Here is a 14415-nt window from a genome sequence, read left to right on the forward strand (position 1 = left end):
GCAGTATCACCGTAATGAACCGATCGTTACATTAGACTTCTCGGGATTCTCGATGAACGTGATCACCCTGCTGCATCCATCCTCTGTATCTCGCACGTCGCTACTGATTGATTGAATAGATGTTGGCGTTCGACGTCGGTACGTGGGTCCCCTGTATTGAACGATTCGTGAGGCCCCTATATTGACCACAACCGGATCTGCATGAATCACTAGCAGAGCATTTCTGCAGAGCCATTTCACCGGAACTGTTTCTCACGCACAGTAACGAGTAAACGCTCACTCGAGACTCACCCAAGACGATGGCCGCGAACGCGATCCCGTGCGATGTACATCGAGCCGACACCGACGAGACACGCGGTCACGGCCGAAACGACCGTCCCGACGAGCCCGATCACGAATCGGTCGACGCCGATGGTCGAGGCGAGTACAGGGCCGATAGTGCTGGAGTGAGTGAGAACGGTCGGGAGTGCAACGAGGAGTACCACGACCGAGTAGATTGTGAACGCGAAGACGCTCGGGACGATCGCCTTCGTACTCCGAGAGACACTGACTGCCTCGAAGCGTGGGAACCCGACACCGATCCCGGTTCCGATCGCACCCGACACAGCCGATAAGACGAGCGCCGACACTCCCAGACTCACGACAAGCGGTGTCGAATATGGACTCAGACTGCCCACGATAACGGTCGCCACGACGGTCACTGGTGCTATCAGGAGCGCACCGGAGACAACGTGTCCGATAACCAGCGATCTCTCGGGGGCCTCCGAGAGGAGCGTCACAGGGAGCGCCGCACCTTCCTGACCAACCACGTTGAGCGCGAACAGCGATCCGGCGACCCACGTTCCACTGATCAGGACCCACAGCGGAAGGCTCGTTCCGACCTCGCCCGTCTGGGCGGCCGTGACGATCGGGCCGGCGAGGACGATCAGCGGATACAACGCGAACGACAAAGAGATCGGTGACCGGCGGGCGCGTTTCCAATCGACAGCGACGACACCGAAGACTGGCTGTGAAAGGACTCGTGAGAGCCCGCCGAACCGCGAGGACCCCTCGGCGGAACGCTCGACTTCGTGGGTGACGTGAACGCCGTCAGCGTACCAGAGCCACTCCGAGAGTCGGTACAGTGACGCGATCGCTACGACGACGAACACGCCTGTGAACCCCACCGCACCGATCGCTCTGAGCGACGACGCACCGACGCCGAGCCCGATCGTAGCGAGATCGCCGAACCAGTCGATAGGCGTCGGTGCGAGCACGCGATAGATCGGCTCGAGAACTGAAGCGAACGCGTTCGTAAAGATCAGCGCGAAGTACCCGATCCCGAGCAGCACGAGAAACAGCGTTCGGAGACGGCTGAGTAGCCGCGATCGGACGCCGGCGTTTCGCACGCCAAGCGCGAGGAGGAAACCCGCCGGGATCCCGGTCACGATCACGAGACACAGCGTGAGCAACAGGGAGGGAATCGTGAGTAACGATCCGGCACCGACGGCGAACGCGACCGTCGCCGCGCTTCCGATCGTAACAAAAAACGCGGACCAGAGGGCGAGTTCGGTGAGGACGAGCCCCCCGATCACGTCCCGGTGTGAAACCGTCGTCAGCAAGCCATCGAGGTTGTCGGGGCGGAGCGCGACGGCATACGCACGATACCCGCCGAACCCGACAACGAAGATCCACCCGTAGACGAACGCCATCCGCGCCCATTCGATGAGCGGCTCAGTTTCGCTTCCGGCGACAAATCCTCCGGCGAGGTACGCCCCGAACACGCCGCCGATCGAGAACGGAAGCAGCATGAGGGCCGCGAACGCGAGTGCGAGCATCTGCGTCGTGTTCTCTTTCATGGTCCGCCAGCGCCGCCGGAGTTCGGTCCGGGCGACGAGCCGCGGACGCTTCGCCCGCGTCATCGGTCCTCGACCCGTCCGTCCTGTCGGCTGGTGGCATCTCCGGTGTGCTCGGGATCCGCCCCGGAATCCGCTCTCGAAGAGACCGGTCCGTGTTCGGCGGTGACCGAGAGGAACACGTCTTCGAGAGTCGTTCCCTCCTCGGATTCCATTCGCGCCATCAGCTCTGCGGGCGATCCTTCGGTGACGAGGTCGCCTTCGTAGAGAACGCCGACGACGTCTGCGAGCTCCTCGACGACCGAGAGGATGTGCGTCGAGAGGAACACGGTATGGCCGTCGTCAGTCAGTTCCGCGATGACGTCGAGGACCGTCCGAGCTGCTCGCGGATCCAAACCGCTGGTCGGCTCGTCGAGGAACACGACGTCGGGCTCGTGTAACAGCGCCTGAATCAGGCCGACCTTCTGACGCATGCCCTTCGAGTAATCTCCGATCCGTTTGTCGGCGTCGTCGGTAAGATCGAACTGGTCCAACCAATCTGCGATCCGAGCCTCCATCTCGGCGGCGGGGAGATCGCGAAGCCGACCGAAGTATTCGAGTTGTTCGCGGCCCGTGAGTTCGTCGAAGACCGGCGGTTCCTCGGGAAGATAGCCGATCGATCCTCTGATCGCGTCGCGGTCCGAGACCGGGTTCCCGTCAATCCACGCCTCGCCGTCGGTCGGCCGCGTCAGCGAGGTCAACATCCGCATTGTCGTTGTTTTTCCGGCCCCGTTCGGTCCAAGAAAGCCGTACACTGTGCCGTGTTCGACGGTGAGATCGAGTCCGTCGAGGGCGTATTCGGAACCGAATCGTTTCGTCAGTCCGTGCGTCTCGATGGCGTGCGTGTCTCGCGTCATCTTTTGAAATCCGTAGGCGGCGTCGTACTGCAGTCGATCATAGAACGATACCTCCGAGTCCGACAGCGACGAATATCGACGCGATCACCACCGGAAACGCTGCCGTCCGGAGGCGTGCGAGCGCGAGCCCTCTCGGGGAACGATCGGTGATGACAAGATCACCCGCGAGGACGACCTCGTTCTGTCGGCGTTCCGTGCGTCCCGCGATGAGATACTCCTCGCCGGGATCAATCCGCCGTTCGACATATCGACGTGCACCGAGTCCGGGGACGGCCCGCACCCATCCCGCGACTGGTTCGAGCTCGTCTCGCACATCGACGAATTGCTTGATACGTTCGGGCGGCGTTTCGCGGGCACCGACCGTGATGACCGTCGATTCCGTATCGAGCGCGAACCGTTTGGCTGATGGCACGACAGTGATGGTCTCAGACGAACCGTCAAGCGTGAATTGGCGTGTCGCCACGCCGTCGTCGAGATAGGCCTGAAACCACGGAACTCCGATCCCGAACGGTTGACGTTCGGTGACCTCGAACTCGAAGCCGAGGCATTGCGATCCCGTGAACGGGGCTCTGAGAGTCTCACTCGATTTGTTCGCAATCCCGCGACAGACGACGGCTCCGGCGTCTGTCACCTCGCTCGGATCCCGTACGTCGGCGCCGAGAACCCTCGGAATGACCGCGAGCGGCCGGAGGCCGTACCAGCCGATCGCGAGACCGAGCGCGACGAAGCCGATTCCCGCGATGGTGTACAACATCACTCGGCGGGATGGGGACCGTCGAACTCATCGGAGCCGTGCTCGATCGCCGTCGTATCTGATCGGGACGGTTCCTCGTCTGCTCCGATGAGCGCCCGGTAAAAGACGACGGAGAAAACGAGGAAGAACGTCGTGAACAGCGCGGTTCCAATGACAGATACCGCGGAGCCGAGCAACGCCGGGACAAGATCAGGCATCGGTGCGGGCTCGCCGGGAGCCGGGGCGGACGGGAACGCGAACGTGATGAGGAGCACGTAGATGCCGCCGAATAGGCCGCCGAACACGAGCGACAGGAGCCCGTAGCCGACGACCGATTTGAGGTTGTGTCGAACGACGTGTACGCTCCGAGTCAGTCCGTCGACCGCTCCCTTCCGCTCGATGACGATCGCATGAGCGTAAAAGTGGACGGCAAACAGTGCGATCAGGAACACGAGGACGATCAGCGCGAAGACGCCGCCGCCAGCGAGGAGGACGGGCAGACCAACGGCCTCTATTCCACCCGCCTCAAGCGCCCCGCTTGTCCCGAGTGCGATGAATGCGACGAGCGCGCCGATCGAGATTGCAAACCCGAACGCAAACGTCGCGACCGTGATAAACAGGTACACGACCAACACGGAGACGTAGAACTCCTTAGCGTGACGCCAGAACCGACCGAGCGAGGTCGGGGTTCCAATGGCCGCGTCGTTCGCCATTCCAATCGTCCCAGCGTAGAACACGGGGGTCACGAAGACGAACAGTCCCGTTGCGAGGAGCGATCCGACCAGCGAGAGTACTGGGTCGATCGTCTCCAAGAACAGCTGTGGCGTCTGGAGGACGGCGAAGATCGCCATCGGAACGAACAGTATCGGTTGCTTACGGAGGAGCCGCGGAGCTTCTCGGAGGGCTTCGAGGAGGGCCATACCAGAGATATTCCCAAGAATCAGTTATAAAACGTTGGTACGTTCCAAACTAGAACAGTAGTCTCAAAATACGAATTTCAATTTTGGACCGGATCAGTCGTCCGCTCAGGATAGGTCTGTACCCACAGTAGTCGGAGTGTCAGCCCGATAATCGGGATTCCGAAGACGCCGTAGGTGAGTCCACCGAATAGCAGCTCTCCGAGAGTCAGCCACGGACCGATAGCAAGTACGACGAGCGCACCACCGAGCGCGACGAGACAGGCCGTCACGAAGGCGGCTGGCCGTCGGTCGATCGGATCGAGATCCGCGGTTCTCACGGGAAGCTCAAACGCTTCGATGAGGTCGTCCCCGTCAGTAGTTGGGCCGAGATACCGCCGCGTCTCGATGTCACCCCAGCCCGTCGTGATGGCGAGCGTTCGGGTTCCGAGCAACCGATCGGCGAGTCGATCCGGGACGATCTGTACGTTACGGAGCGCAGGGATCGACGCCGACCACTGTGGTTCTGCCAGCAGCGTGTCGTACGCGACGATTCGATCCCCGTCTCGGTGGTACTCTAGCGAGCCGTACTGCAGGAACACGAACAGCACACGCATCGCGAGAGAGCCAAGAAACGACGCGACGATGACGACACTGGCTCCGATCGTCACACCGGGAGACGCTCCGTCGCCGAGAACGCTTATCACGACGAACCAGACGAAGATGAACGGCATGACAAGAAACGGCGCGAGTCTCCCAACGACGTCGAAGACGGCTGTATACAGCACCGCACGCCGATCAGTTGAGATGCAGGCGCCGGGAGTGTCGTCGGGTATCTCTACCGGATCGAGGTCGGCGTCCATCGGTTCCGGTCCCGAGAGCCAGTCGGTGAGCCGTCCGGTCCCGTCTGTAGTGGCGCGGTACGCCGACCACTCGATGAGGAGCTTGACCAGCACGATGACGCCCAAAACCCCCTCGGCTCCGACGCCGCCGATACCGGGAATCATCATTAGGGCGAACGTAAGGAAGAACGCCTGTCTCGTCGGTGTCTCGATGACCGAATACGCCGACGCTGTCTCGTACCCGCCGCGGAAGAAGTCACGCAACGTCTCGACCGACTGGCCGAGGATGAGCGCGAGCGCGCCAACCAGCACCTCCGGACGGGTGAGGACGTCACCGGCGGCGACCACACTCGAGAGCACGACGCCGAACGCGATCAGAAACCAGACGGCACCGTTGACCACGGCAGTGGCGAACGGCAGGTTTCGCGGATATACCGGCGGTAGCCACGGGACGAGTCTGAGGGAGCCGCGCGTCTCCGTCAGTTCGCTCGACACGCTGACCACGCTCGATTCCTCGCGATCGGTTCGCGGGGGTCGCGCTGCGAACAGGGCCTTCATACCGGCAAGCGGGAATGTGAACAACAATTCCAGCGCGTAGATCACCACGAGCGTCGCCGGGTCCCATCCGAGACGGAGAACGCCGAAGAGCGGGATCAGGTTCGCGAGAAGGATCGGGCCGAATCCGAAGTGTGGGCGATGTCGACCGGGACCGGATGTGGAGGGCATATCGAGCGTTTTGAACCTATTTGGAAAAGCGTATGGAACCGGTTCTGCTGAAATCCTATCCTTCAGACATATTCTCCTTCGAAACAGCTAATCGCTGAAGACTGCGTATCTCGCTCTCGAAGAGAAAGCATCTTGCTCGCGCGAGGGCGATCTCGTAGTAATGTATCTCGTTACGTTTCGCCTCGACCCGGGGGAGTATGACGAGGGGTTTCACGAGCTGAATGACGCGATACAGGCGGCTGCTGAGGATACAGACGGCTATCGCGGCAAGCGAACGTGGATTGCCCCAGAAAGTGAGGAGGTTCTCGTCGCGTACTACTGGGAGTCCTTAGACGCGCTTGAGACGTTTGGCGCATATTCAGAGCATAAAGAGGCGAAACAGCGGTGGACAGAGTGGTACGATGCCTACGAGGTCACCGTCACGGAAGTCATCGAATCGTATGGAAGTGGATTTGGGGACGACGCAGACCCACCTGCGTAGTGTAATTCCTGTACTGAGTGATCGGTAAGTCTCCTGCACTGACTACCGTCTGGACAGCGTGTGTCTCCTGTTGAAGATTTCAGCAAGACCAGCTATCACCACTTCGAACGATCGATCGGCAATCAGTCTCTACGAGTAGCCACACCCTCACAGAACCGCCCAAGTGAGCGGGGTCCAACAGACACAAACGCTTATGCCGATTCGATCCGAGCGTGACGGATTGAGCCGCCATGATCCCGGTACCGAAGCCACGCTAGAGTTGTGTCATCGTTACGTACCGTGACGGCCATATCGACATGAGGGCCGTCCAGTCGTACAATTTTCGAAAACGCTACCGTTACGCCGCGCCACTAATGCTGACTTGACGAGAACCGACGAGTATGTCACACACCCTGTCTCAGGCCACGAATGACCCCACATACCACAACCCAACACGTCGTCGCCGACGGTCACACGCTCACGCCGAACGGGCCACCGGATCGGGTGAGTAATGCCACACCCCTACGCGGAGCACGGCCAGTACTGGAAGACCCGTCCCTATGGCATCGGCCAACAGCCACACTTTCGGCTTGAGGATCTTCCACCCGACATCGCCAATAATCCGTCGGGACGCGGGCCGGACACAGCCGCCGGGCGAGGGTATGATGTCGAGCACGTCCTCGAATACGTCATCGATGGCGCTCGAATCAGTCGGTATCGAAGCCGCGATGCAGTCGTCAGAGATGATGACAGTCGATGGGGATCAGACGAGCACACTGTCGATATCGAAGCGAAAAGCTGTATCAATTGGTATCCGTCGGGCTCGGCCGGAACGTTCCGTATCTGGGAACGCAATCACTGGGTGTTATCAACCACACCAGAGGCGTACTACTTTCTGCTCGTGTATCGCGTGGATGCAAGCGGCGCGGCCATCGAGATTGGGAAAATCATGACACCCATCGAGCGGATCGACGCGATCATTGATGAGGGCTGGACAACGTACGATAGTAGCCAACGATCCGGAAGACAGTATATCGACCTGCCGTGGCCCCGCGTGCTGTCCGCGTTGGATGTCTCGATAGAACTACTCCGTGAGTGGGAACTAGTCTACGCATAATATCTCGGCTGGTGACGACGGCTACACACCGAGTACGCAAGTGGTCTACCCATTTTGTGACAGCCTCTACATGACCGTAACGACACTCCCGCAGGCCGCTTCCGCATCCACACTCATTCCGGTATCGCACCAATAGGGTGAAGACGGTCACCGCAACCGGAAGAGGGCAGGCAGGGGGACCGCAACAGCAAGAAACCAAACAGGAGGACCGCCACCGCAACCGCAAGGTAAGAGACAGAAGGACGCCACCGCGACCGCAAGAAGATTGACAGCGGGCACCACACACTCGGAGAGATCGCCGATGGACTACCGTGGACCCGCTCTTCGACAGCGCGGTCGGCGCCAGATGGTGAGCGGGTTGTCACTGCCTCACTACGCGTCTGTTCGTGAAGTCATGCCACACACTCGTCAGGGCGCTATCGACCACAGCGCTGACAATCCGTTTTTCAGGCCGTAGCCGGTTTGTCACGGCCGATACCGAAATCGCCGATCCACCCAACAGTACGGCTGTCCTCACCGGTGACCGCTCCCTCATGGAGATGGTCTCTGCATCTCACAACCAATCTCTCACGGGGAACATTGCCGCTCACAACGGTACACGACGCTACCAATTCGACCCCGTTGTCAACAGAGGGTAGCGTATCGTCTGCTCTAATGGACTGCTGAACCGGTCTCACAGCCAACCACAGGACCCCTGTCGAAGGACGTCCGAACGAGGTGGGTCGTGGCTACACGCGGCGTTCCGAAGGTGAGTGCCCGTTCACCCGTCGTTGCTGACAACCACAACAGAGCCGTTTCCATCCGATAACGGGGCAATACTGCGATCTCATCGCGTTATCGGTGGGAGACACATAGCCTGCAGCCCCGCTTTGTGTGGTGCTGATGGCTGTGACGGGGCGATGAGTACCCTCTCGTTACCCGGTGAGAGCGCACTCACTAGCCGTTTCCTCACACGTTCCGTGAATGGACGCTGAGGTTCTGATGATCTGTTCAAGAGCGGTCTCGCCGCGTTCCTGTCTCCCTGTCCGCTTCGATCACACACGATATCCTGATGACTGTCAGCGTCCACTGTCGACTCCTGTGAAGTGCTAGTGAGCCAGTCAGTGACCCACGACTTCAGTCGTGGGCTTCCGCCGTGTCTCTCTGTGACACCGCCACGACGGTGATCAGCGTGGTGACGCTCCGAGTCGGTGCCATCGGTTCGTACCCGCGATGTCTCTGTCTGTGAGATGCGACGCGCGTCACCTGAAACCCGTCCACGTTCTGGGTGAACCAGTGATCTTCCGGTCGGCGATGAGCACACGTTATGAGCCATCGACTATTCCACTAGCCTCCGAATCCGCACTGCGATTCGCTCCGTGCGACTCGCCGACTCTGTAGTGTTCAGCAGGTTCGTTGGATATCCGTGCGTGGGATATCTGTGATAGCGTGTCCACCGCTGGCTACTACCGGATCAACATCGGGCGCGTCCACTCTGTGGATGCTGCGCTCGCTCCCACAGCGAGCGATGATGCATCGAGTAAGGCGACGTTCTGAAGCGTCACGTGTGTCACCCTCACCGATCGGTATCATCACACAATCGACGGGGTTCGTCACCGCTTCGAAGGGCCTCAGTATGGGTGTCTCCAGTAAGTCGCGATCTAGTGCGTGGTTCGTGTTGGATCCGTCTGCACTCCGACCTGCCGATCCACAGTCGGCCTGCAAATTTTACTCGTCGTGATGTACTTCGGTTTCTTTGTGGCGGTGCCATGCCGTCTGCTGGGTGGTGGTACGTACAGGGCCACACACGGAGTGGATCGGTACGCAATTCGCGTCTCTGACGTCTGTGGTCGGCTGCTTCCGGGATCGATTCACGTTCACACGGTTGGCGCTGACAGTCGCGTTCTTGTGGAACTCTCGTTGCCACTAGTAAGGCCTTCAACGGTCAGAATATGAAGAAGTTATCTCTGGTCTTCGACGCTCGCCCGACAGTGAGTTGAAGCCAAGCGATAGCGGTGGTACTGATACTCAGTGATAGGTGTCTCACTCGCACAAAGCGGGAAATCATATTGTGTGTCTATAAAAAAAGAGCGCATCAAACATCCCGAGACAGTCTATACACGTTCCTGATAGCATTACTGTGCTTGTCATAACTCGACGTGTAAAATCGAAATTACTGGAGAGGTCTGGATTGTCAGCATGGATGAAAAACAGAGGAGTATCTGGGTCGCACTCCAAGACTTTCACCGTTGTCGCTCGTGCAATACCCGATTGCTCCCGTGTCACGATGGAACCCGTCTAGCTCTCAAGCAACGCCGTCGCCCGCTCAAGATCTGCCAGCTCGTTCACGTTCACGCGTTCACCGAGTTCAACAGTTTCAAAATCGAACCCCGCACGGCACAGTAATCCGACTGCTTCACTCAATTGGTACTCCCCATCAGCGGAGGGTTGAACGAGCGCACAGGCGTGAAACGTCTCCGCAGGAAGAACATAACAACCAGTTGTCACCATCTGTGACGGCGGGTTGTCAGGCTTCTCGACGATGTCCGTAATGTTCCCTTCCTTCGTCTCGATCACGCCCGTCGTCTGGGCAACCTCGCGCGAGACTTCCTCGACCCCGAGAACCCCATCGACGCCCTCCGCGTGTACCGCCTCGACTGCCGGTGTCACCCCGTCGGCAAACACGTTATCGCCGTTCACGAGCAGAAACGTCCCGTCGACGGCGGGCTTCGCCTGCAACACGGCATGCCCCAACCCTAACTGCTCGCACTGGTGGACGTACGTAAGGGGTACGTCACGATACGCGTCACCGAACCGTTCGACAATCTGGCCACCCTTGTACCCGATAATCACGATCAGCTCGTCGACGCCAGCCTCCACGGCTGAATCGAGCGCGTACGCGAGCAACGGCTTCCCGGCGATCGCAACGAGCCCCTTCGGCTGTTCGTCCGTCAGCGCTCCGAGTCGCGTTCCGCGCCCGGCAGCGGGAATGACCGCATCCATATGAGAGCCCCTACTCACCAGCCATGTCAATCCATTGGTTCGTGTCACACAGCGGAGCTGAGAAAGCCAGATAACTCAGAGTCAGCGGCACCTCAGTGAAGCATGCGATCGCCTCACACCGGCCACGTCACTGATTCCTATTAGCCCGGACCCAGTCTCGAACCTGACCCGCCTACGACGACCGCACCAACGGCTCGTACCACTCTCGGTTCGCCCGATACCACTCGATGAACTCACTGACCCCCTCCGTGATCGTTCGTGAGGGCTCATACCCGATCAGCTCCCCGGCCTTCCCGACCGCGGCGTGGGTGTGCTCCGCATCGGCCTCCCGCGCGGGCTCGTACACGATCTCCAGTTCGGGCGCCAGCTGATCACGGACCGTCTCGGCCAACTCCTGAATCGAGATGGTGTCCGAACTCCCGATGTTCAACACGTCGCCGTCGGCCGCGTCTGACTCCAAGAGCGTTCGATTTGCATCGACCACATCTGCGACATACGTGAAGTCGCGGGTCTGCTGGCCGTCCCCGTAAATGACGGGCGGCTCGTCGTTCAGACACCGCGAGACGAAATTCGAGATGGCCATGTTGGGACGCATCCGCGGCCCGTACACCGTGAAGTACCGGAGACACACCGTCGGCAGCCCGTGGAGCTCGGTGTACACCCGCGCCATGTGCTCCTGTGTCAACTTCGTCACGCCGTAGGGACTCACGGGCTCGGTCGGGTGATCTTCCGCGTAGGGCAACGACTCCGGCTTCCCGTACACCGACGACGAGCTCGCGAGGATCACCCGCTGCACGTCGGCCTCCGTTGACGCTTCAAGCAGGTTCACCGTGCCGTCGACGTTGATGTTGGTCACCTTCCGTGGGTTATCGACGCTCTCGCGTACCCCCGCCTGTGCGGCTTGGTGGACAACGACGTCTGTGTCGGCAACGAGCGCGTCTACTGTCTCCTGATCTCGAACGTCACCCTCGACGAACCGGTAGCTCACGTCTTGTTCGGTAGCCACGTCGCGGTGGACATCGAGCGTGTGGCGTTTGATCCCCTCGGCGTAGAACGGTTCGAGATTGTCGAGAACAGTCACGTCGTGACCGTCGGCGAGGAATGACTCGGCAAGGTGTCCGCCGATGAACCCGGCCCCGCCCGTGACGAGAATCTGCATATGCGGCGTTCTGACGGCTGACACAAAACGGGCGCGATTCGATGCGATCGCCTTGATCGCGCAGAGCGCTTCGATCGCGTCGCGTAAACCCCGGACCCGCTAGCGTCTTCCCGACTCACAGACGTGATTGATCGGTCACGTACCAACCGTCGTACACAAGATTAGACTCACAACCAGTCACTCACTGGACCGGTAGTTCGAGCTCCGCCAGCCGCCCCGCGCGATAAAACCGCACGCGACGCGTGAGGATGCGCCACCCGACTGCGGCGACGCCTGCGCCAATCGCGTTCACGAGCACGTCACCCCAATCGGCGGTCCGCGTGTCCAGCGTCGACTGGAGCAGCTCGATCCCCGCCCCGTACCCCACCGCGAGAATAACCACGACGACCAGCACGGACCGGTCGCGCCACGGGCGGTCTTGGAACGCGTACGCCAGCGTCGCTGCGAGCCCGGCGTACGCCAGCCCGTGGAGCCACGTGCTGTACGCGAGCACCCCGAACGGGCCGTATCGAATCACGCCGCTGCCGGGCGGCGTGAACACCGAGAAATAGAGGATCGTCGACGCCACCGCGAGGACTATCCCCCACCGAAGCGCTCGCGGGACGAGCGGGAGCCGGATGCGCAGCATCGTATTTGCTCTGTCGCCGAGGAATAGATAAGCCTGCGGGATTGAGCCACTGCTCGCGTCCGGTAAACGAATACGTTTTTGCCCGAGGCGCGATTTCGCTGTGATAATGCCGTGCTCGGAGGCCCCAACATGGAACTGATCGACGATGACGGCAACCTCTTCGGCGCCGTCAACGTTATCGACGCCCTCGTGGTTCTCATGGTGGGTGCCGTCGTCATCGCCGGTGCGGCGTTGGTCCTCGCTGATGACCCCGCACCCGAGCCCGAACCCGACACCGACACGACGTACGCGACGCTCGATATGGGGACCCAGCCCGCCTACGTCGTCGACGCGATCAACGAGGGCGACACCTACGAGCCGGACGGCAGCTCCACGATCAGGATCACAGACGTCCATCTCACCCCGCGCGAAGACGAGATCGGCGTCACGCTCCGCGTCGAACTCAACGGCGAGGCCAACGACGATACCATCACGTACGCGAACGCACCGCCGCGCCTCGGGCGGACGCTCGCCATCGAGACGCCTCGGTACGAACTGAGCGGTCAGATTCGAGCGACCGGCGAGGGGGACACGCTCGCTGGCGACACCGAACGCGTCGTCGTTCGGGACACGCTCGACGCCGAAACGGCCACCGCGGTCACCGCCGGCGACGAAATTCGGCTGGCCGGTCGCACCGTCGCAACGATCACCGACGTCGCCACCTACGCGACGAGCGCTCCCAACCAAACGCGCGTGCTCGTCGAGACGGAACTCGACACCCACAACGAGCGTGGGCAACCCCGCTTCGGTGGCGTCCCCCTCCAGCGCGGACAGTCGGTTACGCTACCCGCTGACGAGTACACGATCGCGGGACAGATCGAGCGTGTAAACGGCGAGCTCCAACTGGGCACGACAGCGACGCGACAGGTCACGCTTCGGCTCTCCGAAGTGCGCGCGGACACGGCACGCACCATCCGACCGGGCATGACTGAAGGGCATACAAGCGAGCCTGTCGCGGAGATCACCGACGTCGAAGTGTCCCCGTCGCTGATTATCGCTACCGGTGAGGACGGCAGCGTCAACGTCGTCGATCACCCGCGCAACCGCGACGTGACGATTACGGCGGAGCTCCGCGTTCGAGAGGCGACGACCGGCGTCCAATTCAAAGGCGAGCCGCTGCGCGGCGGACGCACGGTCACGATCGATCTCGGCACGCGAATCATCGACGCCGAGGTGGTGAGCGTCTCCGGATGATCGACGACGACCGCTCGCTGGTCGCCGCTCACGCGACGGCGAGTCTCAAACGCGGGACGTGTCTCTCGTGACCCCCGCTTCGACTGACCGCTCTGCGGGGTCACACACCTCGGCCGGGTCGGACGACGACGACACGCCGGCGGTGGTGGCTGGCTCGCGCGTTGCGACGACGCTGCGGGGGTGTGGCCGACGGCTCGGTTCGTGGATCCGCGCCTCGGCGCTGTATCAGTGGCTCACTGCCGAGCCCGATCCCGAGGTGATCGTGATCGACCTCCGAGAGACGCGGACGGTCGGTCCGGTGCTTCGGCTGCTCGATCGGGCGGTCGGTCGACTCGGAGATGCAGCGGGGACCTCGCGCGCGGTCAGCGCCGGTCAACGCGCCGAAGTGTCACTGCGCACAGCGCCACTTCCAAGCGTCGGTATCGTGGTCGCTGTGCTGGGTGTCGCGATTGCTGCCAGCGGCCTCCGCGGCGGCGTCTCGCTTCTGTCCGTGGCCGTCGGTCTCGGCCTTGCCGTCGCGGGCCTGCTCGCGATGCGCGACGACCGCGACTGGGCGACGCTTCGGGAAACGCGTCCGATGACACTCGCGCGTGCGGCGTTCACACCACCGGACCCGCCCGAATCTGCTGCCGATGATGACCGAGAGCCAGACGCCGCGGTCACCCGGTCTGCCCGCAGCGAGACCTCGCAGGATGGCGACCCGGCCGAGACGCTGTCGGTGTCAGACGCGTCGTGGGAACCGACGCCAGACTCCGAGTCGGAACCGGAATCTGACCGCCGTTGACATCCCACCGACTCTGAGGATGAGGCAGTTGGCCTGGGCTTCGTCACTGGTACGACCTGTCACTGACACCGCCCGTGGTTGATATCGCGCGTTACGGACGTGCGGGGAGAAAGCCCCGCGCTTC

The 14415-nt window shown here is 61.3% G+C and carries 12 protein-coding genes; 4 read left to right on the forward strand and 8 right to left on the reverse strand.

Annotated features, from left to right (window positions below; translation table 11 throughout):
• Nucleotides 1-287: 287 nt before the first annotated feature.
• The 5 genes from ACNSN4_RS02470 to ACNSN4_RS02490 form a co-directional block, all read right to left on the reverse strand.
• The gene (locus ACNSN4_RS02470; protein ID WP_418284172.1) at nucleotides 288-1901 is read right to left on the reverse strand and encodes a hypothetical protein; all 1614 of its coding nucleotides are present in this window, start codon (nucleotides 1899-1901) and stop codon (nucleotides 288-290) included.
• The gene (locus ACNSN4_RS02475; protein ID WP_418284173.1) at nucleotides 1898-2731 is read right to left on the reverse strand and encodes an ABC transporter ATP-binding protein; all 834 of its coding nucleotides are present in this window, start codon (nucleotides 2729-2731) and stop codon (nucleotides 1898-1900) included. The genes ACNSN4_RS02470 and ACNSN4_RS02475 overlap by 4 nt, the downstream gene beginning before the upstream one ends.
• Before the next feature lie 37 nt (nucleotides 2732-2768).
• The gene (locus ACNSN4_RS02480) at nucleotides 2769-3485 is read right to left on the reverse strand and encodes a hypothetical protein (RefSeq protein ID WP_418284174.1); all 717 of its coding nucleotides are present in this window, start codon (nucleotides 3483-3485) and stop codon (nucleotides 2769-2771) included.
• The gene (locus ACNSN4_RS02485; RefSeq protein ID WP_418284175.1) at nucleotides 3485-4384 is read right to left on the reverse strand and encodes a DUF7847 domain-containing protein; all 900 of its coding nucleotides are present in this window, start codon (nucleotides 4382-4384) and stop codon (nucleotides 3485-3487) included. Before ACNSN4_RS02485 ends, ACNSN4_RS02480 begins: the two co-directional genes overlap by 1 nt.
• Nucleotides 4385-4461: 77 nt before the next feature.
• Nucleotides 4462-5928, reverse strand: a complete 1467-nt coding sequence (locus ACNSN4_RS02490) for a DUF6498-containing protein (RefSeq protein ID WP_418284176.1) — start codon at nucleotides 5926-5928, stop codon at nucleotides 4462-4464.
• A gap of 160 nt (nucleotides 5929-6088) precedes the next feature.
• Here ACNSN4_RS02490 and ACNSN4_RS02495 point away from each other — a divergent pair, with 160 nt between their 5' ends.
• Nucleotides 6089-6409 (forward strand): antibiotic biosynthesis monooxygenase family protein, encoded by a 321-nt coding sequence (locus ACNSN4_RS02495; RefSeq protein WP_418284177.1) that lies wholly within the window; start codon nucleotides 6089-6091, stop codon nucleotides 6407-6409.
• Between the two features lie 490 nt (nucleotides 6410-6899).
• Complete coding sequence (locus ACNSN4_RS02500) at nucleotides 6900-7505, forward strand: PD-(D/E)XK family putative nuclease (RefSeq protein ID WP_418284178.1); 606 nt, start codon at nucleotides 6900-6902, stop codon at nucleotides 7503-7505.
• 2277 nt (nucleotides 7506-9782) lie between these two features.
• Here the strand turns inward: ACNSN4_RS02500 and ACNSN4_RS02505 are convergent.
• From ACNSN4_RS02505 to ACNSN4_RS02515, 3 genes are all read right to left on the reverse strand, one after another.
• Entirely contained in the window at nucleotides 9783-10535 is a 753-nt protein-coding gene (locus ACNSN4_RS02505) for a sugar phosphate nucleotidyltransferase (RefSeq protein ID WP_418284179.1), read from the reverse strand.
• Between the two features lie 124 nt (nucleotides 10536-10659).
• A complete protein-coding gene (locus ACNSN4_RS02510) occupies nucleotides 10660-11646 on the reverse strand; it encodes an NAD-dependent epimerase/dehydratase family protein (RefSeq protein ID WP_418284180.1) in 987 nt (328 codons plus the stop codon).
• 181 nt (nucleotides 11647-11827) lie between these two features.
• A complete protein-coding gene (locus ACNSN4_RS02515; RefSeq protein WP_418284181.1) occupies nucleotides 11828-12274 on the reverse strand; it encodes a VanZ family protein in 447 nt (148 codons plus the stop codon).
• 129 nt (nucleotides 12275-12403) lie between these two features.
• On the opposite strand from ACNSN4_RS02515, the gene ACNSN4_RS02520 reads away from it, so the two are divergent.
• Nucleotides 12404-13507, forward strand: a complete 1104-nt coding sequence (locus ACNSN4_RS02520; protein WP_418284182.1) for a DUF4330 family protein — start codon at nucleotides 12404-12406, stop codon at nucleotides 13505-13507.
• A 67-nt stretch (nucleotides 13508-13574) separates the two neighbouring features.
• Nucleotides 13575-14291 (forward strand): hypothetical protein, encoded by a 717-nt coding sequence (locus ACNSN4_RS02525; protein WP_418284183.1) that lies wholly within the window; start codon nucleotides 13575-13577, stop codon nucleotides 14289-14291.
• Nucleotides 14292-14415 lie beyond the last annotated feature (124 nt).

Source organism: Halorubrum marinum (assembly GCF_048381195.1).
GTDB lineage: Archaea > Halobacteriota > Halobacteria > Halobacteriales > Haloferacaceae > Halorubrum.